This is a genomic window from Streptomyces sp. NPDC059247 (assembly GCF_042754005.1).
GTDB lineage: Bacteria > Actinomycetota > Actinomycetes > Streptomycetales > Streptomycetaceae > Streptomyces.
Genome location: NZ_JBHYZW010000001.1, coordinates 318,270 through 338,853 on the forward strand (window position 1 = coordinate 318,270; position 20,584 = coordinate 338,853).

22 protein-coding genes are annotated in these 20,584 nt (G+C 74.0%); 12 read left to right on the forward strand and 10 right to left on the reverse strand.

All coding sequences use genetic code 11. The features are described 5' to 3' along the window. Positions 1 to 14 precede the first annotated feature (14 nt). Complete coding sequence (locus ACFXGN_RS01385) at positions 15 to 266, reverse strand: hypothetical protein (RefSeq protein WP_384851788.1); 252 nt, start codon at positions 264 to 266, stop codon at positions 15 to 17. Between the two features lie 464 nt (positions 267 to 730). Beyond that, positions 731 to 1,816 (reverse strand): ATP-dependent DNA ligase, encoded by a 1,086-nt coding sequence (locus tag ACFXGN_RS01390; protein WP_384851790.1) that lies wholly within the window; start codon positions 1,814 to 1,816, stop codon positions 731 to 733. Positions 1,817 to 1,868: 52 nt separating this feature from the next. On the opposite strand from ACFXGN_RS01390, the gene ligD reads away from it, so the two are divergent. Together ligD and ACFXGN_RS01400 are read left to right on the forward strand one after the other, a co-directional pair. Then, complete coding sequence (ligD, locus tag ACFXGN_RS01395) at positions 1,869 to 2,900, forward strand: non-homologous end-joining DNA ligase (RefSeq protein WP_384851792.1); 1,032 nt, start codon at positions 1,869 to 1,871, stop codon at positions 2,898 to 2,900. 139 nt (positions 2,901 to 3,039) lie between these two features. Further along, a complete protein-coding gene (locus tag ACFXGN_RS01400; RefSeq protein WP_384851793.1) occupies positions 3,040 to 3,927 on the forward strand; it encodes an alpha/beta fold hydrolase in 888 nt (295 codons plus the stop codon). 101 nt (positions 3,928 to 4,028) lie between these two features. On the opposite strand, the gene ACFXGN_RS01405 is transcribed toward ACFXGN_RS01400, so the two are convergent. Together ACFXGN_RS01405 and ACFXGN_RS01410 are read right to left on the reverse strand one after the other, a co-directional pair. Next, positions 4,029 to 4,715 carry a TetR/AcrR family transcriptional regulator gene (locus ACFXGN_RS01405; protein WP_384851795.1) on the reverse strand — a complete coding sequence of 229 codons (687 nt, stop codon included), beginning with the start codon at positions 4,713 to 4,715 and terminating at the stop codon, positions 4,029 to 4,031. 59 nt (positions 4,716 to 4,774) lie between these two features. Continuing rightward, on the reverse strand, positions 4,775 to 5,569 hold the full coding sequence (locus ACFXGN_RS01410) for an IclR family transcriptional regulator (RefSeq protein WP_384851797.1): 795 nt from the start codon (positions 5,567 to 5,569) through the stop codon (positions 4,775 to 4,777). Between the two features lie 199 nt (positions 5,570 to 5,768). On the opposite strand from ACFXGN_RS01410, the gene ACFXGN_RS01415 reads away from it, so the two are divergent. The 8 genes from ACFXGN_RS01415 (at position 5,769) to ACFXGN_RS01450 (ending at position 12,949) form a co-directional block, all read left to right on the forward strand. Next, positions 5,769 to 5,882 (forward strand): putative leader peptide, encoded by a 114-nt coding sequence (locus tag ACFXGN_RS01415; protein ID WP_366442853.1) that lies wholly within the window; start codon positions 5,769 to 5,771, stop codon positions 5,880 to 5,882. Between the two features lie 541 nt (positions 5,883 to 6,423). Continuing rightward, the gene (locus tag ACFXGN_RS01420; protein WP_384851799.1) at positions 6,424 to 7,452 is read left to right on the forward strand and encodes an ABC transporter substrate-binding protein; all 1,029 of its coding nucleotides are present in this window, start codon (positions 6,424 to 6,426) and stop codon (positions 7,450 to 7,452) included. A 159-nt stretch (positions 7,453 to 7,611) separates the two neighbouring features. After that, positions 7,612 to 8,637, forward strand: coding sequence for an ABC transporter substrate-binding protein (locus ACFXGN_RS01425; RefSeq protein ID WP_384851801.1), 1,026 nt, complete (start codon positions 7,612 to 7,614; stop codon positions 8,635 to 8,637). A 428-nt stretch (positions 8,638 to 9,065) separates the two neighbouring features. Continuing rightward, complete coding sequence (locus ACFXGN_RS01430) at positions 9,066 to 9,872, forward strand: ABC transporter permease (protein WP_384853087.1); 807 nt, start codon at positions 9,066 to 9,068, stop codon at positions 9,870 to 9,872. Continuing rightward, positions 9,869 to 10,699, forward strand: coding sequence for an ABC transporter ATP-binding protein (locus ACFXGN_RS01435; RefSeq protein ID WP_384851803.1), 831 nt, complete (start codon positions 9,869 to 9,871; stop codon positions 10,697 to 10,699). Before ACFXGN_RS01430 ends, ACFXGN_RS01435 begins: the two co-directional genes overlap by 4 nt. Continuing rightward, positions 10,696 to 11,559, forward strand: coding sequence for an ABC transporter substrate-binding protein (locus ACFXGN_RS01440; RefSeq protein ID WP_384851805.1), 864 nt, complete (start codon positions 10,696 to 10,698; stop codon positions 11,557 to 11,559). Before ACFXGN_RS01435 ends, ACFXGN_RS01440 begins: the two co-directional genes overlap by 4 nt. 3 nt (positions 11,560 to 11,562) lie before the next feature. After that, positions 11,563 to 12,645 carry an LLM class flavin-dependent oxidoreductase gene (locus ACFXGN_RS01445; RefSeq protein ID WP_384851807.1) on the forward strand — a complete coding sequence of 361 codons (1,083 nt, stop codon included), beginning with the start codon at positions 11,563 to 11,565 and terminating at the stop codon, positions 12,643 to 12,645. A gap of 46 nt (positions 12,646 to 12,691) precedes the next feature. Beyond that, positions 12,692 to 12,949 carry a WhiB family transcriptional regulator gene (locus ACFXGN_RS01450; RefSeq protein WP_384851810.1) on the forward strand — a complete coding sequence of 86 codons (258 nt, stop codon included), beginning with the start codon at positions 12,692 to 12,694 and terminating at the stop codon, positions 12,947 to 12,949. Positions 12,950 to 12,980: 31 nt separating this feature from the next. Here the strand turns inward: ACFXGN_RS01450 and ACFXGN_RS01455 are convergent, their stop codons facing one another. From ACFXGN_RS01455 to ACFXGN_RS01465, 3 genes are all read right to left on the reverse strand, one after another. Next, complete coding sequence (locus ACFXGN_RS01455) at positions 12,981 to 13,955, reverse strand: acyl-ACP desaturase (protein ID WP_384851813.1); 975 nt, start codon at positions 13,953 to 13,955, stop codon at positions 12,981 to 12,983. Positions 13,956 to 14,259: 304 nt separating this feature from the next. Continuing rightward, complete coding sequence (locus tag ACFXGN_RS01460; RefSeq protein ID WP_384851816.1) at positions 14,260 to 14,532, reverse strand: hypothetical protein; 273 nt, start codon at positions 14,530 to 14,532, stop codon at positions 14,260 to 14,262. A gap of 12 nt (positions 14,533 to 14,544) precedes the next feature. Then, positions 14,545 to 15,396: a helix-turn-helix domain-containing protein gene (locus tag ACFXGN_RS01465; RefSeq protein ID WP_384851819.1), complete on the reverse strand. Its 852-nt coding sequence runs from the start codon at positions 15,394 to 15,396 to the stop codon at positions 14,545 to 14,547. A gap of 155 nt (positions 15,397 to 15,551) precedes the next feature. Between ACFXGN_RS01465 and ACFXGN_RS01470 the strand changes: the two genes are divergently transcribed. Then, complete coding sequence (locus tag ACFXGN_RS01470) at positions 15,552 to 16,025, forward strand: ATP-binding protein (protein ID WP_384851822.1); 474 nt, start codon at positions 15,552 to 15,554, stop codon at positions 16,023 to 16,025. Positions 16,026 to 16,137: 112 nt separating this feature from the next. On the opposite strand, the gene ACFXGN_RS01475 is transcribed toward ACFXGN_RS01470, so the two are convergent. The 3 genes from ACFXGN_RS01475 to ACFXGN_RS01485 form a co-directional block, all read right to left on the reverse strand. Beyond that, positions 16,138 to 17,781 (reverse strand): ABC-F family ATP-binding cassette domain-containing protein, encoded by a 1,644-nt coding sequence (locus ACFXGN_RS01475; protein ID WP_384851825.1) that lies wholly within the window; start codon positions 17,779 to 17,781, stop codon positions 16,138 to 16,140. A gap of 275 nt (positions 17,782 to 18,056) precedes the next feature. Further along, entirely contained in the window at positions 18,057 to 18,473 is a 417-nt protein-coding gene (locus ACFXGN_RS01480) for an SsgA family sporulation/cell division regulator (protein WP_351780036.1), read from the reverse strand. A 142-nt stretch (positions 18,474 to 18,615) separates the two neighbouring features. Next, on the reverse strand, positions 18,616 to 19,080 hold the full coding sequence (locus ACFXGN_RS01485) for a (4Fe-4S)-binding protein (protein WP_384851829.1): 465 nt from the start codon (positions 19,078 to 19,080) through the stop codon (positions 18,616 to 18,618). Between the two features lie 75 nt (positions 19,081 to 19,155). Between ACFXGN_RS01485 and ACFXGN_RS01490 the strand changes: the two genes are divergently transcribed. Further along, positions 19,156 to 20,298: a WD40/YVTN/BNR-like repeat-containing protein gene (locus ACFXGN_RS01490; RefSeq protein WP_384851832.1), complete on the forward strand. Its 1,143-nt coding sequence runs from the start codon at positions 19,156 to 19,158 to the stop codon at positions 20,296 to 20,298. The last annotated feature ends 286 nt before the right edge of the window (positions 20,299 to 20,584 follow it).

Here is a 20,584-nt window from a genome sequence, read left to right on the forward strand (position 1 = left end):
ATCCCGCCGGGCCGTCAGGGGGTGACCGGGAGCTGCGGATGGTGTTTCGCGAGGATCTTGTTGGCACGGGCGAGCACGGACAGGGCGTGCTCGCGGTCGGCCATGTCCTCGGCGCACAGCGGCGCCCGGAACCGGTACGCCTCACGGGCCGCGCAGTCCGCGTCGACCTCCGCCTGAAGGACGTGCAGCGGCAGGCAGGAGCCGATCAGGGCGGCCACGCGGTCGGGGATCGGAACGGGAACGAGGCGCGAGGGCGAGGTGATCACGGGTCAGTCCTAGTCGGTCCGGGGAGGGTACGGAAGGGGTCTGCCCTCCATACGTACCGGATCGCCGTACGGGTTCCGGCACGGCGGGGTCCCGGGGCGGTGACGGGCCGGGGGCCCTTCGGCGGACCGTCCCGGCGAAGGACCGGCGGACCCGGCTCCGGCGGACCGCGCGGGAGCCGGGGTTCCCGCAGGTGCGGGGGCGGACGGCGGGGACCGGATTGCGCACGGTCCCTGCGTATCGAGCGTGCGTTCGTCGAACGGGCTGCCGGAAAGGGCTGATTGGGCCCGGCTTGCCACAAACGGAATGTGAAGCATCTCACGCACCGGATTTGTGTCTTCCGGGTGTGGAGGGATAGAGGAGGGGTCGACGTCCTCAGGACACCCGACCGCCCGGCGTCCTCACGGCACGGGGCCGCACGGGGCCGGTTCGACGTCCCGGGGGCACGGCCACCCGTCCGGCGCCCTCAGGAAGCCGGGCCCGCCCCGTCGTCCTGTCCCAGGATCTCCGCCAGGTCGTACGACAGCGGTTCCTCCAACTGGCCGTAGCCGCAGGACTCCGGGGCGCGGTCCGGGCGCCAGCGCTTGAACTGGACGGTGTGCCGGAAGCGGTCGCCCTCCATGTGGTCGTACCCCACCTCGCAGACCCGCTCCGGCCGCAGCGCCACCCACGACAGGTCCTTCTTCCCCGACCAGCGGCTCGGCGCACCCGGCAGCCGCGCCCCCTCGTGCGCCGCCCCGTCCGCCCACGCCGCCCACGGATGCCCGTCCGGCGGGTCCATCCGCAGCGGCTCAAGCTCCTCGACCAGCTCGGCGCGCCGGGCCGCGGTGAAGGCCGCGCACACGCCGACGTGCTGGAGGACGCCCCGGTCGTCGTGGAGGCCGAGCAGGAGCGAGCCGACCACGGGGCCGCTCTTGTGGAAGCGGTAGCCCGCCACCACGACATCGGCCGTCCGCTCGTGCTTGATCTTGTACATCACCCGGGCGTCCGGCCGGTACGGCAGGTCCAGCGGCTTGGCGATCACGCCGTCCAGACCCGCGCCCTCGTACCGTTCGAACCAGCGCGCGGCCAGCCCGGCGTCCAGGGTCGCGGGGGCGAGGTGCACGGGCGCGGCGACCCCGGCGAGCGCCGCTTCGAGCGCGGCCCTCCGCTCCACCAGCGGGGCGTCTAGCAGCGAGGAGTTCCCGAGGGCCAGCAGGTCGAAGGCGACGAAGCGGGCGGGGATGCTCGCCGCCAGCGCCCGGACCCGGGAATCGGCCGGATGGATGCGCTCGCTCAGCCGCTCGAAGTCCAGCCGTCCGTCGTGGTCCACGACGATCTCGCCGTCGACCACGCACCGCTCCGGCAGCCGGGTCGCGAACGCCTCGACCAGCTCCGGGAAGTAGCGGGTCAGCGGCTTGCCCGTACGGCTGCCGATGACGATCTCGGGGCCGTCCCGGTGCACGATCGCGCGGAAGCCGTCCCACTTCGCCTCGTACTGCATCCCCGGCGGAACGCGTTTCACGGACTTCGCGAGCATCGGTTTCACGGGCGGCATCACCGGAAGATCCATAGGTCGATTGTCCGGTATGCGGGACTTGTCGGCGAGCCCTAGGCTGGCGTCCATGGCAGGTCAGGCGGCAGCGGTGGAACTGGAAGTCGGCGGCAGGACCGTACGCGTGTCCCATCCGGACAAGGTGTACTTCCCCGAACCCGGCTACACCAAGCTGGACATGGCCGCCTACTACCTGGCCGTGGGCGACGGCATCACCCGCGCCCTGCGCGACCGCCCCACCACCCTGGAGCGCTACCCCGACGGGGTGACCGGCGAGTCCTTCTTCCAGAAGCGCGCCCCGAAGTACCTACCCGACTGGATCCCGACCGCCCACATCGCCTTCCCCAGCGGCCGGTCCGCCGACGAGATGTGTCCCACCGAGCCCGCCGCCGTGCTCTGGGCCGCCAACCTCGGCGCGGTCACCTTCCACCCCTGGCCGGTACGGCGGGACGACGTCGACCACCCGGACGAACTCCGCATCGACCTGGACCCGCAGCCCGGCACCGACTACGCCGACGCCGTCCTGGCCGCCCACGAACTGCGCGCGGTCCTCGACGAGCACGGGCTGCGCGGCTGGCCGAAGACCTCCGGCGGCCGGGGGCTGCACGTCTTCGTGCCGATCCTGCCCCGCTGGACCTTCACCCAGGTCCGGCGCGCGGCCATCGCCTGCGGACGGGAACTGGAGCGGCGGATGCCGGACCGGGTGACCACCAAGTGGTGGAAGGAGGAGCGCGGCGAGCGGATCTTCGTCGACTACAACCAGACGGCCCGGGACCGCACGATCGCCTCCGCCTACTCCGTACGCCCCCGCCCGCACGCCCCGGTGTCGGCGCCGCTGCGCTGGGAGGAGATCGACGACGCCGTGCCGAGGGACTTCGACATCAGGACGATGCCGGTGCGCTACGCCGAACTGGGTGATGTGCACGCCGACATGGACGACGAGCGGTTCACCCTGGACTCCCTGCTCGAACTGGCCCGCCGGGACGAGGCCGAGCACGGGCTCGGCGATCTGCCGTACCCGCCGGAGTACCCGAAGATGCCGGGCGAACCGAAGCGGGTGCAGCCCAGCCGGGCGAAGAAGGAGCCTCCGGGGGAGGGGTGAGGGCTCCGGTCCGCCGGGGGAGGAGTGAGGGCTCCGGTCCGCCGGGGAACGGCCTCGGAAGGCGCCCGGGAGCGACCATGAAACAACACGAACGGTCGTGCTAATGTTTTTCCTTCCAGGCCGACCGAGGAGATCCGGCATGTACCCGATGGCCCCGCTCATCCGTCCCGTCCTCCACGCCACGGCCCGGATCGCCCCCGGTCCCGCCGGGCGGCTCGCCTTCCACCTCTTCGTCCGCCCCCTCGGCCGGGCGAAGCTCCGCCCGGCCGAACGGGCGCTCCACACCGCCGCCCGCACCGAACGGCTCCGGGTACGCGGCCGGGAAGTCGTCACCTACGCCTGGGGCGACGGCCGACGGCCCGTCCTGCTGGTCCACGGCTGGTCCTCGCGCGCCTCAAGCCTGGCCCCCTTCGCCGAGGCGCTGCTCGCGCGCGGCTACAGCCCGGTCGCCTTCGACGCGCCCGGCCACGGCGAGTCCCCCGGACGCGCGAGCAACATCGTCGAATACCGCGCGGTCATCCGTGAACTCCACGCACGGCACGGTGACTTCCACGCCGTCGTCGCCCACTCCTTCGGTGTCCTCGCCGCCCTCTTCGCCCTGCGCGACGGCGTCCGCACCGGCCGGTTCGTCGGGCTCGGCGGCGTCGGTTCCTTCGAGCTGCTCCTCGCGGGCTTCCGGACCGGCCTCGGACTGGACGACCGGGTCGTCCGGTGCATGAGGGAGTACGTCGAACAGCGACTCGTTCCCGAGGAACCCGGGGTCTGGGACCGCTTCGGCGCCGACCACGACCCCGGTGCGCTCGGCGCGCCCGTGCTGCTCTTCCACGACGAGGACGACGACATGGTGCCCCTGGTCCAGGCCCGGGGCCTCGCGCGCTCCCACGGCGACCGGGCGCGGCTCGTCGTCACCCGGGGACTCGGCCACCGTCGCATCCTGACGGACCCGGACGTCCTGGCCGAGGCGATGGACTTCCTCACGGCCGCCCCCGCCGGGGAACCGTCGGAAGAACGCGTGACGACGGGGTGAAGGCCCCGAGGCCCCGAGGCGTCCCGAGGCCCTGAGTCCCTGAGGCTCTGGGGTTCTGAGGCGAGTGGTGCCGCCCGGGTCCGCGCACCGGGCGGGCGGCGCTATTCCCCGGACGCGGGCCGGTCGGCGGCGAGGGCCTCCCGGCCCCGTGGCGTGGCCTCGGCGCGCAGACGGGCCGCGATCCCCCGTTCGGCGCGGGCGTACGCGAGGGGATCGCCAAGCAGGACGGACCGCGCGTTGGCCGCCTCCATCAGGGCGATCACCTCGAAGGCCAGCTGCTCCACGTCCAGCCCGGCCGTGAAGTCCCCCGCCGCGCGCGCCTCGGACAGGGCCGTCTCCACATAGGCGTTCCAGTCGCCGCGCGCGCGGGCCACCGCGTCGTGCACCGGGCCCGTACGGGCGTCGAACTCGGCCGACACCGCGTAGAAGAAGCAGCCGCCCGCGAAGACCCGCTCCGAGGAGTACGTCAGCCAGTTCCCGCACAGTCCGCGCACCCGGCCCGCACCCGGCGGCACGTCCCGCAGGGGGGCGACGACCCGGTCGGCGAAGACGGCGACGGCCGCGCGGACCGTCGCGAGCTGGAGCTCCTCCTTGGAGCCGAAGAGGGCGAAGACACCGCTCTTGCTGAGCGCGAGTTCGGTCGCGATCCGCCCCAGGGACAGCCCTTCGAGCCCCTCGACCGAGGCGATGTCCATGGTCCGGCCCAGCACCAGGCGCCGGGTCTGGTTCCCGCGCTCGACGCGCCCGTCGGTCCTGGTCCCGGTGCCGTTCCCGGTGCTGCCGCTCATCCGCCCATGGTACTGAACGCACGACCGTGCGGACATGTCGGCGGGATACGGGCGCCCCGCTATCCGGCCCGTTCCCCCGGGTCGCGCCGCTCCGCCGGGGTCAGCAGCAGCACCTCGAGGGCGCGGGCGCACGACCGTGCCTGGGCCAGGTACCAGTCGAGCCGCGCGTCGGTGATCAGCTCCGGTGTCGCCCGCACCGCGAGCGCGAACCGGGCCTGTCCGGTCCGCTCCAGGACCGGCACGGCCACCGTCCGCACCCCGAGGGCCGACTCTCCGTCGTTGAGCGCGTACCCCGCCTCCCGTACGCGGGCCAACTCGGCCGCGAGCGCGGGGGGTTCGACGATGGTCCGCTCGGTGAAGGCGTGCAGCGGCGGCAGCGAACGCGGCCCGGCCTCACCCGCCCTGGGCCAGGCCAGCAGCACCTTCCCCAGCGCCGTCGAGTGCAGCGGCCTGCGCAGCCCCACCTTGGGGGTCACCGAACCGCCCGCGACGATGATCACGTGCGGCCCGCTGCGCAGCGCCAAGTCGGCCGTGGCGCCGGTCCGTTCGGCCAGGTCGGACAGCTCGGGCGCGGCCAGGTGGAGCCCCCGCTGGTGATAGGCGAGCCGCCCCAGCTCCGTCATCGCGGGCCCGAGCCGGTACCGGGCCGTGCGGGCGTCCTGCTCCAGGAAGCCCGCGCCCAGCAGGGTCCGGGCGAGCCGGTGTGCCGTGGAGGTGGAGAGCCCGAGCCGCCGCGCGAGGTCGGAGGCGCTCAGGTCGGGCCCGTTGTCGTGGAAACAGTGCAGCACGTCCAGTGCGCGGCGGACCGCCTGGGCGCCCGCCGGGGGTCGGGCGATGCCGGCCTCGGTCGTCATAGGGTTCGCTCCCCGTGGGTGATCGGGTCCCCACGCTCCCACATGGCGGGAGCCGAATCAGGGGCCCCGCGAGGTCGGAAACACTCCGTTCATACGCAATCCCACATCGTGGGAGCCGAGTTGTCGTGGGCGGAGCATCCGTGGCAAGGTTCCGGCCAAGCCACCACAGCGACACCGAGCCGGAGGGAGCAGGCCAGCCATGAACGGACACCGCACCGCGCACCGCGCGTCCACCGTCTCTCCCGCGCCGCTCGGGCTCACCCGCCGCCGCCACATAGACCTGGCGCGCGTCGCGGGGGCCGGCTGTCGCTGACAGCCGCTTCACCGGGCCGCCGGTCGTCGGCGAGGTTCCCCCGGGCGTGATCCGCGCCCGGACCGCCCTCCTCCGCCGGAACGTCCTTCGGTGCCGGACCGTCCTTCTGCGCCGGACCGTCCTTCGGTGCCGTGCCACCCGTCGAGACCTCGGTACCCACCGGGACCTCGGCACCCGCTGACCCGGCACGTCACCGGAGCCCCGCGCGCCGCCCCGGCCCACCCGCCCCGCCGCCCTTCCCTCACCCGTCACCGCCTCCGCCGCGCGCTCCCGGACCGATCGCCCTCCGGGACCGTTCCCGACCGGGTGCCGGGTGCCGGGTGCCGGGTGCCGGGTGCCGGGTGCCGGGTGTGCGGAGTCCGTCGAGTCGGGGCTGTCGCGCCGGGGCCCGTACAACGGCCCCCGCGCAACGGTCCCGCACCACCCGTCTCCTTCCCGAACACCGCCCCTTCCCAAGCCACTTCGCCCCGGCGTGCCGCCACCCCCGCCCGACGCCCGTCGCGCGCGGTCGCCGCCGTTCCGTCCCCTCTGGGAGCCCGCCATGCCGCACACCTCCGTTCCCGACACGCTCTGGTTCACCCGCTGCCCCGTCCCCACCGCCACCGGTGTCGCCGCCGACCGGGGCTGGCTGGCCGGGGAGTTCGCCCCCGACGGCATCGCGGTGCGCTCGCTCCAGGACACCGACCCCGGCGCCGACCGGGCCGCCCACTTCACCCACGCCCTGCCCGGACTCTTCCGCGAGGGCGGCAACGTGCCCGCGCTGTGGGCCCGTTCGCGCGGCGAACGCACCCGGCTGGTCGGCCTCACCTGGATCGAGGAGCGTCAGGTGGTGCTCGTCGCCCCGGGCTCCCCGGTGCGCGGCGCGGCCGCCCTGCGCGGTCTCCGGCTCGCCCTGCCCCGGCACCCCGTCCCCATCGACTTCTGGCGGGCCATGGCCCTGCGCGGCTTCGAGGGCGTGCTCGCCTCCGCCGGATACGGACTCGACGACGCCGTCCTGGTCGACGTACCCGCCGAAGGGCACCGGGGCCAGTGGGCCGCGGAACTCGACGCGCTGCGCCGGGGCGAGGTCGACGCCGTCTACGTGAAGGGCGCCCTCGCCGTCGAGGCGGCCCGCCGCGCCGGGGCGGAGGTCGCCGTGGAACTGGACGAACTGCCCGACCCGGCCCACCGCGTCAACAACGGCACCCCGCGCCCCCTCACCGTGCACCAGGACCTCCTGGACGAGCACCCCGACCTGGTGGCCCGTTTCCTCGCCGTCCTGCTCCGCGCCGCCGACTGGGCCGCGGGCGAACCCGCCGAGGTCGCCCGCATCCTGGGCGCCGAGACCGGCGCGGGGGCCGAGGGCGTCGCGGGAGCCTACCGGCCCGGCACCCACCGCACCCTCCACCCGGACCTGTCCGCCGCCCGGCTCGATCTGCTCGCCCGCCAGGAGGAGGCCCTGCGCGCCCACGGCTTCCTGGCCGGACCGGTGGACGTACGGGCCTGGGCCGACCCGGAGCCGCTGCGCCGCGCCCGGCTGCTCGCGCCCACCACACCGCCCGCCGCACCGGACCCGCAGCCGGTGTCGTGACGTCCGGGGGCACGGCCGACCGGCGATCTGGAACGGTCCCGGACCCGTCCAGCCCCGCCGAGGCTCCGCCCTCCCCGTAACCCCCGTGACCGCCCCCCCGTAACCGCCCACCGCCCCCGCCCCTCCCCGCCCCTCCCCGATCACCGAAGGACGACCGTCATGCGCCCACTCGCCCCGCCGCTCGCCGCGCTCGCGGCCCTCGTCGCCCTCTCCACCCTCACCGCCTGCGGCGGGGACTCCGCCACGGACCGGGCCTCGGGCCCGGGCGGCGGGGCGAAGGGAGGGAAGGCGACGATCACCGTCCGCATCCCCGACCCCGGCAACGCGGGCGTCCTCGCCCTGGGCAAGAAGGACGGCAGCCTCGACAGGGCACTCGCCGCCGTCGGCGCCGAGGTCGCGTGGACCGGCAGCGCCGGACCCTTCGCCCCCGCCGCCCAGGCGATGAACGCCGACCAGCTCGACATCGCCACCGGCTCCATCACCTCCGGCGTCACCTCGCTCTCCCAGAGCCCCGGCTTCGCCTTCTTCACCGCCACGGACCCCGACCCCGTCGGCGAGGGCATCCTCGTCCGCTCCGGCTCGGACATCACCTCCGTCCGTGACCTGGTCGGCCGGAAGGTCGCCGTCAACAAGGGCGGCACCGGCGAGTACCTGCTGCTCAAGGCCCTCGCGAAGGCGGGCGTCCCCGCCGACCGGGTCGAGCGGGTGTACCTCCGCCCCGACCAGACGGCGGCCGTCTTCAACGCGGGCCAGGTCGACGCCTGGGCCGTCTGGTCGACCTACGCCGTCGCCGAACTCGGCACGGGCAAGGCCAGGTTCGTCGCGGACGGAACCGCCATCGGCTCCGACAACTACAGCCTCAACGCGGTCCGTTCGGGCTTCGCCAAGGACCACCCCGAGGTCGTCGAGGCGCTCTACGCCTATCTGCACGAGAACAGCGCCAAGGAGAAGAAGGACCCGGCCGCGTACCTCAACGTCTTCACCGACGCCGGGCCCACCGCCGTCAACGGCAAGGCCAAGGAGATCCAGATCGACTTCACTGCCAAGGGCGGCACGGTCGACCCGATCGGCCCCGAGGACATCGAGCGCTTCGAGACCGTCGCCCGGTTCTACGCCGACCAGAAGGTGACGCCGAACAAGGTCGACATCGCCTCCCACCTGCTCGACATCGAGAAGCTGTCATGACCGCCGTGACCGGCCCCCGTCCCGCCGGGGCGGCGAAGGCCCCCGCCCCGCCCGGGGAGGCCGCCCCCTCCCAGGTGCCCGCCCCGCCCCGGGAGACACCCGTCTCCCACGGGCCCGCCGCCCGGACCGAGCGGCGCCCCGGTCCCGGGCCCGCCCCCGAGCGGCACCCCGGGCCCGACCTGGAGCCCGATTCCGAGCAGCGGACCAGCCCCGAGCCCCAGTCCGGTCTCAAGCCCGACCCGGAACCGCGGCTCAACCCCGACCCCGAGCCGCAGCCCGGTCTCAAGCCCGACCGGGAGCCGGAGCCCAACCGGGAGCCGGAGCCGGACCCGCAGCCAGAACCCGCCCCACAGCCCGACCCGGAGTCGCGGCCCGAACCCCCCACCCGGACCGGGCCCCCGCCCGCCGTCGACCCCACCGCCGGGCTCGTGGTGCCCCGCCCCCAGATCCACCGCCCCCGTTCCCGTACGTACGCGCTCGTCGTCCGCGCCCTCGGCCCGGTCGCCCTGCTCGGGCTCTGGTGGGGCGCCTCCGCCGCCGGTCTCCTCACCCCCGACGTCCTCGCCTCGCCCGCCCAGGTCCTCGACGCGGTGGGGGAGTTGTGGGGCAACGGACAGCTGACCGACGCCCTGTCCACCTCCCTCACCCGCTCCGGCCTCGGACTCCTCATCGGACTGACCGCCGGACTCACCCTCGGCATCACCACCGGTTTCACCCGGCTCGGCGACGAGCTCCTCGACTCCTCCCTCCAGACCCTCCGCACCATCCCCTTCCTCTCCCTCGTCCCGCTCTTCATGGTCTGGTTCGGCATCAACGAGACCGCGAAGATCCTGCTGATCGCGGTCGCCACCACCTTCCCGATGTACGTCTCCGCCAGCGGCGGCGTCCGCGGCACCGACCGCAAACTCGTCGAGGCCATGCGGAGCTTCGGACTCGGCCGCCTCGCGATCGTCCGGCAGGTCGTGCTGCCCGGGGCGCTGCCCTCGCTCCTCGCCGGACTGCGGCTGTCGATGACGCTCAGCGTCATCGCGCTCATCGCCGCCGAGGAGATCAACGCCACCGAGGGCATCGGCTATCTGATGTCCCAGGCCCAGAGCTACGCCCGCACCGACATCCTCGCCGTCTGCATCCTCGTCTACGGTCTGCTCGGCCTGATCGCCGACGTCCTCGTCCGTGGCCTGGAGCGGGTCCTCATGCCCTGGCGCACGGCGGGCCCCGGAGGAGGAACCCGATGACCACGACCACGACCACGACCCCGCCCGCGACCGGGACCACCGCCGTACGGGTGAGCGGACTGCGCCGGGTCTTCGGCACCCGGCCGGTCCTCGACGGCCTCGATCTGACCCTGGAACGCGGCGAGTTCGTCGCCCTGCTGGGGGCCAGCGGCAGCGGCAAGACCACGCTGCTGCGCATCCTCGGCGCCCTCGACGGCGCCGACGGAGGAGAGGCCCTCGTCCCCGCCGCCCGCACCATCGTCTTCCAGGAACCCCGGCTCATCCCCTCCAAGAAGGTCCTCGCCAATGTGACCGTCGGTCTGCCGCGCGGGGCCGCCACCCGGGCGACCGGTCTGCGGGCCCTCGCCGAGGTCGGCCTCGAACCGCACGCCGACGCCTGGCCCGCCACCCTCTCCGGCGGTGAGGCCCAGCGGGTCGCCCTGGCCCGCGCCCTCGTCCGCGAACCCGAACTCCTCCTCCTGGACGAGCCGTTCGCCGCGCTCGACGCGCTGACCCGGCTCCGTATGCAGGACCTGGTGGAGGAGCTCCGCCGGATCCACCGGCCCGCCGTGCTGCTCGTCACCCACGACGTCGACGAGGCCGTCCGGCTCGCCGACCGGGTCGCCGTCCTGCGCGACGGACGGCTCGTCACCGACGAGCGGGTGACCGTGGCCCGCCCCCGCGACCCCGGCGACCCGGCCTTCGTCGCCCTGCGCCGCCGCCTCCTCGCCGACCTCGGCGTGCACCTCTCCGAGAACCCCCGGCCCCGGGCCGACACCGGCGTGCCCCCGTCCGCCACCCCCCGTCCCCTCCCCGTCCCCGTCTCTCCCGAAGGAGCGTCCGCATGACCGTCGTCATCGGTGTCCACCGCAGCAACCCGTCCCTCTACCACCTGTCCCGGCTCGGCTACGCCGAGGAAGAACTGGCCGCCCTCGGCGAGACCGTGACCTGGCACCCGTACACCGACGGCGTCCGCACCGGCGCCCATCTCGCCGACGGGACCATCGACTTCGGCGGCACCGGCTCGACCCCGCCGGTCACCGCGCAGGCCGCCGGACACGACATCGTCTACACCGCCGTCTCCGCGCCCCGCCCCGACCACGGCGCGCTGCTCGTCACCGAGGACAGCCCGGTCCGTGCCGTCGCCGACCTCAGGGGCGGCACCGTCCACCTCGCCGTCGGCTCCTGGCAGACGCACCTCGTGGCCAAGGCACTGGACGACGAGGGCCTCTCGTACGCCACCGACATCACCCCGGTGCGCGGCGGCGCCGACAGCGAGGAGTTGCTGCGCACCGGGGCGATCACCGCCTGGGTGGCGCAGGGCGCCGAGCTGGCCGCGGCCCGCCGCCGGGGCGGGCTGCGCACCCTCGTCCGTACCGGCGAGGTCATCAGCGACCGGTCGGTGTTCTTCACCCGGCGCGACCTGGCCGAGGGGCGGCCCGAGGTGGTGGAGGCGCTCACCCGGGCGCTGCGGCGGGCCGACGCGTGGGCCGCCGCGCATCCGCGCGAGGCCGCCGAGATCGCCGCCGCCGACCAGGGCGGCTCGGCCGACGACTGGGAGACCGCGCTGCGGGCGCTGCCCTGGACGATCGAGGAGGTCACCGAGGAGTTCGTCGCCGAGCAGCAGCGGGCGGCGGACGTCTTCCACCGCACCGGATTCATCGACCGCGCCGTCACCGTCGCCGACGCCCTGCCCCGGAAGGCCTGACCCATGGCCTCCCCGGCACCCGAAGTCCTCTGGTACGTCATCCCGCGCGAAGGCGCCTACCCGTGGGAACCGGCGGGCCGCCGCCCCGTCGACCTCCGCTATCTCCAGCAGCTCGCCGGAACCGTGGAACGCCTCGGCTACACGGGCGCCCTGCTCGCCACCGACCTGTACGACGTGTGGCCGCTCGGCTCGGCGCTCGCGGCCTCCACCAGCACCCGGTTCAAGCCGCTGCTGGCGGTCCACCCCGGACTGATCTCACCGACGCTGCTCGCCAAGATGGCGCTGAGCTTCGACAACCTCTTCGGGGGGCGGCTGCGGTTCAACGTGGTCAACGGGTCGACCTCGGCCCTGCGCGAGTACGGGCTGCACGTCGAGCACGACGAGCGGTACGCGCTGAGCGCCGAGTACTGGTCGATCGTGAAGCGGCTCACGGCGGGCGAGGTCTTCGACCACAAGGGCCGCTTCTACGACCTCCGGGGCGCGGGCGCCTCCTTCCGCGACCTGCGGCCCGTCCAGGAGTCGCACGTGCCGCTCTGGTTCGGCGGTTCCTCGGAGGCGGGCATCGAGATGGCCGCCGAGCACGTCGACGTCTACCTCACCTGGGGCGAGCCGCCGCACCTGCTCAAGGAGAAGCTCGACCACGTACGGGCCAGGGCCGCCGCGCACGGGCGCACCCTCCGCGTCGGGCTGCGGCTCCACCTCATCGTCCGGGACACCGAGGACGCGGCCTGGGCCGCCGCCGACCGGCTCCTGGACGTCACCAGCGAGGAGACGTACGCCCGGCAGCTCGGCGGGCACCCGGGCGAGGACGGGGTGGGCTGGCAGCGTCAGTTCCGCCAGCACGGCGGGAAGGTGCCCGCGCGGGCACGGGAACTGGAGACCCATCCGAACCTGTGGCCCGGGATGAGCCTCTTCCGGCCCGGCCCCGGAACGGCGGTCGTGGGCTCCACGGCCCAGGTCGTGGAACGCCTCAAGGAGTACCAGGAGCTGGGGGTGGACACGTTCATCCTGTCGGGCAACCCGCTCCTGGAGGAGGCGTACCGGGTCGCCGAGACGGTTCTCCCGGCGTTGGGTATCCGCCATTGATCGAACGTTGATGGCGTGTTTACGGCCTTGGGGCAGCCTGTCGGTCATGCAGATGGATACCGACGTGCTGACCGTCCCCGCCCCCGACCTCTCGTGGCGTGAGAACGCCCTGTGCGCCCAGGCGGGACCGGAGTTCTTCTTCCCGGCCCCCGGTTCGTCGACGCGCGAGGCGAAGCAGCTGTGCGGGGCGTGCGAGGGCCGGATCGCGTGCCTGGAGTACGCCCTGACCCACGACGAGCGGTTCGGGGTGTGGGGCGGACTGTCCGAGAAGGAGCGCGGACGGCTCAAGCGGCTGAGCCGCTGAAGCCGTCCGCGTCCCGTGGTCCCCGAGGGGGTCAGCCGGCCGCGCGGGCGGTCATCCGGGCCTTGCGGGCCGCGAGCTTCGCGTCGAACTTGCTGGCTTCGGCGTCCAGACCGTCCATGTAGAGGCCCAGTTCCTCCTGGGCGCGCAGCCCGTCGGGGCCGAGGCCCTCGATCTGGAGGACCTTGAGGAAGCGCAGGACGGGCTGGAGGACGTCGTCGTGGTGGATGCGGGTGTTGTAGATCTCGCCGATCGCCATCTGCGCCGCCGCCCGCTCGAAGCCCGGGATGCCGTGTCCGGGCATCCGGAAGTCGACCACGACGTCCCGTACGGCCTGCATCGTCAGGTCGGGGGCGATCTCGAAGGCCGCGCCCAGCAGGTTGCGGTAGAAGACCATGTGCAGGTTCTCGTCGGTGGCGATGCGGGCCAGCATCCGGTCGCACACCGGGTCGCCGGACTGGTGGCCGGTGTTGCGGTGCGAGATGCGGGTGGCCAGCTCCTGGAAGGCGACGTACGCCACGGAGTGCAGCATCGAGTGCCGGTTGTCGGACTCGAAGCCCTCGCTCATGTGGGACATCCGGAACTGCTCCAGCTTGTCCGGGTCGACGGCGCGCGAGGCCAGCAGGTAGTCGCGCATCACGATGCCGTGACGGCCCTCCTCGGCGGTCCAGCGGTGCACCCAGGTGCCCCAGGCGCCGTCGCGGCCGAAGAGGCTGGCGATCTCGTGGTGGTAGCTCGGGAGGTTGTCCTCGGTGAGCAGGTTGACGACGAGGGCGATCCGGCCGATGTCGGTGACCTTGGACTGGGACGGCTCCCAGGCATCGCCGTCCTCGAAGAAGCCGGGGAAGTTCCGGCCGTCGGACCACGGCACGTACTCGTGCGGCATCCAGTCCTTGGTGACCTTGAGGTGCCGGTTCAGCTCCTTCTCCACGACCTCCTCCAGTGCGTAGAGCAGCCGCGCGTCGGTCCACCCGTTCGAGGTGCCGAGAGGGGGAGAGGTGAGCGTCACGGGAACTCCTGGGGACGGAGAAGGGCATACGGGCGTACCTACGGGTTCGTAGGTTACGAGACCGTAGGTTAAGGCCCCATAAGGCGTCGGCCAAGCCCGTCCCGCCGATGTCCGATTACGTTCCGTTATGTGTGCTGCTCGGGCGAGGTTCCGGAGACGCGAGAGACGCAGGTCACGTACCCGGGGGCACCCTCCGGCCGGCCGGGCGACTACGGAGCGCAGGCCGCCGACCTCGGAGGGAGCGCCCGGCGGGCCTCGGCCCGGAGCGCCCGGCGGCCTGGTGTCCGGGGGCGTCCCGGCGCTCTCAGAGCAGATGGTCGGCGGCGCCCGACTTCACCGCGTGGATGAGGGCCCGCAGCGACTCCGCCGAGTCGCTGACGTACGCGCCGGGGGCGAGGGTCGAGCCGATGTACGCCCGTCCGGTCCCGTCCAGTCCGAAGCGGAAGCAGTTGGCGCCCTCGCTGCAGAAGGGCTCGCTCCAGTCGATCGCGCGGGCGGGGCGTCCGTCCGGGCCGGTGGCGGTCGGGGCGGGAGCGGTCGGGGCGGTGGCGGCCGGGGTGCCGGTCGTGGCGTTCATGGGCGAGGTCCTTCAGAGGTCCAGGGCGAGGGTCCGAACGTGTGCGCGTGAGGCGTCCACGGACAGCGAGAGCGCGCGCAGCCGCTCCAGCAGGCTCCCGTACCGGCGCAGTCCCATGGGCGCGTCGAGGAGGAGGGAGCCGTGCGAGGAGTCGAGCTGCACGGTGTCGAGCTGCGGCACGGACGCGGTCACGTAGGTGAACGACTGGCCCGCCCCGGGGAAACCCCCCGCCGTGAACGGGATGACGCGCAGGGAGACGTTCTCCCGCTCGGACTGCGCGAGGAGGTGTTCCAGCTGTCGCCGCGCGACCTCCGGCCCGCCGAACCTCATGCGCAGCGCCGCCTCGTGGACCACCGCCTCGTACCGCACCGGCCTGTCTCCGGCCAGGACCGCCCGGCGGCGCACCCGCAGGGCCAGCCGGGCCTCCAGATCGGGTTCGGGCAGCGGGGGGACGGCGGTGTCGAAGACGGCCCGCGCGTGCTCCTCGGTCTGCAGCAGTCCGGGGATGTGGGTGGTGACGGCGGTGTGCAACCCGACGGCGTGGTGCTCCAGTTCGGCGATGTCGAGAAGCGCGGGCGGCAGGATCCCGCGGTGCTCCTCCCACCAGCCCCGGTCGCGCTCGTGGGCCATCGCGGCGAGCAGGCCGACCAGCGCGGTGTCCGGACAGCCGTAGTTGAAGGCGAGGGTGCGGACGCGTTCGGGGCTGATCCCGAACCGGCCCGACTCGATGTTCGGGATGCGGGTGCGGTCGACGCCCAGGAGGGCGGCGGCCTGCTGGGCCGACATCCCCGACTGTTCGCGCAGTCTGCGCAGTTCGCTCCCCAGTCGCTGCTGCCGCGCGGTGGGACTGCTCCTGGGTGGCACGCTCGGTCTCCTCTCGGTGGTTGGCGCGATCCGGCCGGAACGGCACAAGTGACCCCAAGTGGTAGCACCGTGCTCCATGGGTGCGCTACGGTCGGTAGCGCAAGTCTCACACGGGGCTACCGGGCCGTGTGGAAGCACCCCCACGCACAGGAGATGTGAGCCACTCGATGAAGGGCGCCCCGCGTTCCCTCCGGTCCGCAGGCGCGGCCGGACCCAGGCCTCCCGCCGCCGAGCACCTCGGCTACTCGCTGCTCCTCCCCGGCGGCGCCCACTGCGCCGGACTCGCCCGGCGGGCGGTCGCGTCCCTCCTCGTCCGGCACGGACCGGCCGGTCTCGTCGAGACCGCCGCCCTCGCCGCTTCCGAACTCGTCTCCGGCGCCCACCGGTTCACCCCCGACCGGGAGATGATCCTGCGGGTCCGCAGGCACTTCGAGGCACTCCGGATCGTCCTTTACGACCAGCATCCGGCGCACCCCTCGCCCGCCGCCGCCGAACGGTGCCGCGACCGCCGAGGCCGTGGCATGTGGCTGCTCGCCGCGGCGGTCGGCGAACACGGCGGAGACTGGGGGCTCGTTCCCGTCCTCACCCCGGAGGGCGGCACCAAGACATGGGCTCTGCTGCCCTGTTGAGGAGAGCCGTCCGCCCGTCGGGCGGGTGCCCGACGGGCGGACGGCCCTGAGCCAGGCGCCCAGGGGGGGGCAAGCGCCCATGCGTTGTGGCTCATGAGCCGGGGACCGTGGGTCAGGCCGGGCGCCCCGCCGTCCCCCTGACCTCCTCGGCGGTCGTCGCGCCCAGTTCCCCGTCGAGCAGCAGCCAGCGCGTGATGCCCAACGACTCCAGGAACGTCACATCGTGGCTCGCCACGACCAGCGCCCCCTCGTAGGCGTCGAGCGCCGCCGTCAGCTTCCGTACCGACGCCATGTCCAGGTTGTTCGTCGGCTCGTCCAGCATCAGCAGCTGGGGGGCGGGTTCCGCGAGCAGCAGCGCCGCCAGCGTCGCCCGGAACCGCTCGCCGCCCGAGAGCGTGCCCGCCTGCTGGTCGGCGCGGGAGCCCCGGAACAGGAAGCGGGCGAGCCGCGCCCGGATCATGTTCTCGGTGGCCCCGGGAGCGAACCGGGCCACGTTCTCCACGATGCTCAGACCGTCGTCGAGGAGGTCGAGCCGCTGCGGCAGGAAGCGCAGCGGCACCCGCGCCTCCCGCTCGCCGGACAGCGGCTCCAGCTCCCCGGCGATCGTCCGCAGCAACGTCGTCTTCCCGGCTCCGTTCCCGCCGACCAGCGCGATCCGCTCCGGGCCGCGCAGCTCGAACGGGCCCGCCACCCTTGCCCCGTACCGCAGTTCGAGGTCCCGCAGATACAGCACCTCCCGGCCCGGCGGCACCGAGGTGCGGGGCAGCTCGACGCGGATCTCGTCGTCGTCCCGCACCGCCTCCACGGCGGCGTCGAGCCGCTCCCGCGCCTCGGAGAGCCGCCCGGTGTGCAGTGCGCGGTGCTTGCCCGCCGAGACCTGCGCCCCGCTCTTCAGGCTGTTCGCCAGGACCTTCGGGACGACCTTGTTCTCGAAGCTCTTCCGCGCGTACCGCTTGCGGCGCGCCAGCTTCACCTGCGCGTCGCCGAGTTCGCGCTTCTGCCGCCGTACGTCGGCCTCGGCGACCCGCACCATCCGTTCCGCCGCCTCCTGTTCGGCGGCGAGCGCGGTCTCGTAGTCGGACCAGGCTCCGCCGTACCAGGTGACGGAACCGTCGCGGAGGTCGGCGATCTGGTCGACGCGCTCCAGGAGTTCACGGTCGTGACTGACCACGACCAGGACCCCGGACCAGTTCTCCACGGCCTCGTACAGCCGGGCGCGGGCGTGCCGGTCCAGATTGTTCGTCGGCTCGTCGAGCAGCAGCACATCGGGCCGGGCGAGCAGCAGCGCGGCCAGACGCAGGAGCACGGACTCGCCGCCGGAGACCTCGCCCACCGTCCGGTCGAGCCCCACGGAGCCGAGGCCGAGCTGGTCGAGCGTGGCGCGGGCGCGTTCCTCCACGTCCCAGTCGTCGGCGAGCACGGTGAAGTGCTCCTCCGCCGGGTCGCCCGACTCGATGGCGTGCAGCGCGGCCCGCTTGGCGTCGATACCGAGGATCTCGTCCACCCGGCGGGAGGTGTCGAGCACCACGTTCTGCGGGAGGTGCCCCGGCTCCCCGGTGATCCGGACCGTGCCGGACGCCGGACGCAGCTCGCCCGCGAGCAGCCGGAGGAGCGTGGACTTGCCGGAGCCGTTGAGCCCGACGAGCCCGGTGCGGCCGGGGCCGACCGAGAGGCGGAAGTCGTCGAACACCTCGGTGCCGTCCGGCCAGGAGAAGGAGAGGGAGCGGCAGCTGATGAAGGTGGGGTGATGGGTCACAGGGGTCTCCGGATGCGTGAGCACGGGCGTGCGGGGGCGACGCGTGGAGACACCGGGGCGCGGGCAGTCGTCGGGAACGGCTCGTACGCCGAGGGCGGGCACGGCACGCACGGCACAGGGGCACGCGCGGCACGGTGTCTCGCAACCTCAGACGAGCAACGTCCTTCTCCGATCGGACGACGACTGGTTCGGTCACGACCGTAGGGCCGTCGTCCGGGAGGGGCAACCGGTTTACCGGACGGGGAGGGGTCCGGCGGGGGAGCGGGGACCGGGCGTCACGGCCGGTCGCGGAGCAGCTCCGCCAGGTCCTGGTCCCAGTCGAGGTACTGGTGCTCACGGCCCGGAGGCACCAGGTGCTCCGAGCGCTCCAGGAAGAGCCGCAGCTCGGAGGTCCGCACATGGACCATGGCGACCCCCTCGGGGGCGTGGAACTCGACCACCGTGCGGTCGTACCCGTACGGACGCAGCCGTACGTCCCCGACACCGGCCGGGCGCTCCACCCCCTGGACGAGGAGCTCCCGGGCGAACGCCCAGGAGACCTCGACGCCCTCCAGGGTCGCCGGGGGCGGAAAGGCCATGCTCACGGCGTACGGGTCCTCGCGGTCGTACCGCAGAGTGGCGGGAACGGTCTCCATGCGAGGGGCGGACGCGACCAGCCGGGCCTGGACGGCCTGCTCGATGACGGCGGACAAGACCGGCTCCTCTCACACGGCTGCGGACCCTGTGCGTCTCCCCGACACCGGGCCACCTGACACCTGGAAGGACGAGCGGCGTGGCCGGAACGTGCACTGCGGACCCACGTGAGCTGCGTCACCGGGGACGCGGCGGCGCGTGTCAGCCTCGTCCGGACGCTCCGTCGCCGCGCTCCGCGCAGGGCCCGGAGTGGTCGCAGTACGGCTGGTTTCCGGAGGCTCCGCAGCCGCACAGCATCACCCGCGTCTCATGACGGCCGCCGGACGGCCCGTCCACGAGCAGGTCCCCGCGCAGCACGAGCTGGCCGGAATTCGTCCGGCGCACGGTGGTGGGGGAGTCCGGCGGCTCGACGGAGCCGTCCGACGGGCGGTACTGGAGCGCCCCCGAGGGGCAGCGCCGGACCACCTCGGCCACCCGCCCGGGATCGGCGGCGTCCGGCAGCACCCACGGGCGCCGGGAGAGGTCGAAGACCTCGGGCAGCCCGTGGACGCACTCGGCCGCGTGCAGACAACGCCGGGGCTCGAAGGTGACGGTGACGCCCTCGCCCTCGTACTCCTTGATCTTCGGCTTCTCGGCGGGCGCGGGCCCGCCCGTGCGGTCGGTCATGCCACCAGCCTAGGAACCCCCGGCGGGGCACGCACCCTGGACGGCGGGCCGCCCGGGGCACTAGCTTCCGGCGCCATGACGTCCATGGGAAAGACGAGACGAATGATGTCGGTGGGGCTGACCGGGGCGGCGCTCGCGCTGACCCTGGCGGTCCCGGCGCGGGCCGGGGCGACCCCCACGGCCCCGACCGGCGCCGACACCGCCGCGACCGGCGCGCCGACCGGCTGGCGCCTGACACCGACCGGGACCGACGCCCGCTTCCGGGGCCTCGCCGCGGTCGACCGCTCGACCGCCTGGGCCGCCGGGTCCAGGGGCACGGTCCTGCGGACCACCGACGGCGGCCGGAGCTGGCGGAACGTCTCACCGCCGGGCGCGGACGGGCTGGAGTTCCGCGACGTGGAGGCCTTCGACGCCCGCCGGGCCGTCGTGCTGGCCATCGGGGAGGGCGAGGCCTCCCGCGTCCTGCGCACCGAGGACGGCGGCGCCACCTGGACCGAGTCCTTCCGGAACACCGATCCGCGCGCCTTCTACGACTGCATGACCTTCTTCGACCCCCGGCACGGTCTCGCCATGAGCGACCCGGTCGACGGCAAGTACCGCATCCTCTCCACCCGGGACGGCGGCCGTTCCTGGCGCGTCCTGCCCAGTGCGGGAATGCCGGACGCCCTCCCCGGGGAGGCGGGGTTCGCGGCCAGTGGCCAGTGCCTGGTCTCGGCGGGCTCCCGGGACGTGTGGCTCGCCACCGGCGGCGCGGCCACCGCCCGGGTCCTGCACTCCGCCGACCGCGGGCTGACCTGGAAGGCCACCGTCTCGCCGATCCCCGCGGGGGACCCGGCCCGAGGCGTCTTCGGGCTCGCCTTCCGCGACCGGACGCACGGCCTCGCCGTCGGCGGCGACTACCGCAAGGACCAGCCGTCCCCGAGGGCCGCCGCCGTCACCGGTGACGGCGGCCGGAACTGGCGCCCCTCCGCCGTGCCCCCGCCCGCCTACCGCTCCGGCGTCGCCTGGCTCCCGTACGGGAAGGCCGCGGCCCTCGCCGTCGGCCCCACCGGCACGGACCTGACCACCGACGGCGGCCGTACCTGGCGGACCGTCGACACCGGTTCGTACGACACGGTCGACTGCACCCGCGACGGGACCTGCTGGGCCTCCGGCGAGCAGGGCCGGATCGCCGTGGCGGGCCGCGCCGCCTGGCCGACGCACGGCGGACACCACTGACGGACACCACTGACGGAGGCGACGGACGCCGGGGCGGCGGCCCGGGGCGGACGACGGCCCGCCGGGCCGGACCGCGAGGACGGACCGACGGAATCGCCGGACCGGATCGCCGGACCTGGCCGTCGCCCCGGCGGTCCGGTCCGGATGTCCGGTCCGGCGGTCCGCTCCGGAAGCCGCTCCCGGCGGAAGGCGGAGGGCGGGAGAGGCCGGTGCGGAAGGCGACCGGCGAAGTGGGTCCCGGGGACGGTGAGTCCGGCCGCCGACCGTCCCCCAGACCGCGACGGGC

Bases quoted from the DNA above. Each gene is read 5' to 3' on its own strand.
- ACFXGN_RS01390 (WP_384851790.1), bottom strand. From the start codon at position 1,816: ATGGATCTTCCGGTGATGCCGCCCGTGAAACCGATGCTCGCGAAGTCC.
- ligD (WP_384851792.1), top strand. From the start codon at position 1,869: ATGGCAGGTCAGGCGGCAGCGGTGGAACTGGAAGTCGGCGGCAGGACC.
- ACFXGN_RS01400 (WP_384851793.1), top strand. From the start codon at position 3,040: ATGTACCCGATGGCCCCGCTCATCCGTCCCGTCCTCCACGCCACGGCC.
- ACFXGN_RS01405 (WP_384851795.1), bottom strand. From the start codon at position 4,715: ATGAGCGGCAGCACCGGGAACGGCACCGGGACCAGGACCGACGGGCGC.
- ACFXGN_RS01410 (WP_384851797.1), bottom strand. From the start codon at position 5,569: ATGACGACCGAGGCCGGCATCGCCCGACCCCCGGCGGGCGCCCAGGCG.
- ACFXGN_RS01415 (WP_366442853.1), top strand. From the start codon at position 5,769: ATGAACGGACACCGCACCGCGCACCGCGCGTCCACCGTCTCTCCCGCG.
- ACFXGN_RS01420 (WP_384851799.1), top strand. From the start codon at position 6,424: ATGCCGCACACCTCCGTTCCCGACACGCTCTGGTTCACCCGCTGCCCC.
- ACFXGN_RS01425 (WP_384851801.1), top strand. From the start codon at position 7,612: ATGCGCCCACTCGCCCCGCCGCTCGCCGCGCTCGCGGCCCTCGTCGCC.
- ACFXGN_RS01435 (WP_384851803.1), top strand. From the start codon at position 9,869: ATGACCACGACCACGACCACGACCCCGCCCGCGACCGGGACCACCGCC.
- ACFXGN_RS01440 (WP_384851805.1), top strand. From the start codon at position 10,696: ATGACCGTCGTCATCGGTGTCCACCGCAGCAACCCGTCCCTCTACCAC.
- ACFXGN_RS01445 (WP_384851807.1), top strand. From the start codon at position 11,563: ATGGCCTCCCCGGCACCCGAAGTCCTCTGGTACGTCATCCCGCGCGAA.
- ACFXGN_RS01450 (WP_384851810.1), top strand. From the start codon at position 12,692: ATGCAGATGGATACCGACGTGCTGACCGTCCCCGCCCCCGACCTCTCG.
- ACFXGN_RS01460 (WP_384851816.1), bottom strand. From the start codon at position 14,532: ATGAACGCCACGACCGGCACCCCGGCCGCCACCGCCCCGACCGCTCCC.
- ACFXGN_RS01485 (WP_384851829.1), bottom strand. From the start codon at position 19,080: ATGACCGACCGCACGGGCGGGCCCGCGCCCGCCGAGAAGCCGAAGATC.
- ACFXGN_RS01490 (WP_384851832.1), top strand. From the start codon at position 19,156: ATGACGTCCATGGGAAAGACGAGACGAATGATGTCGGTGGGGCTGACC.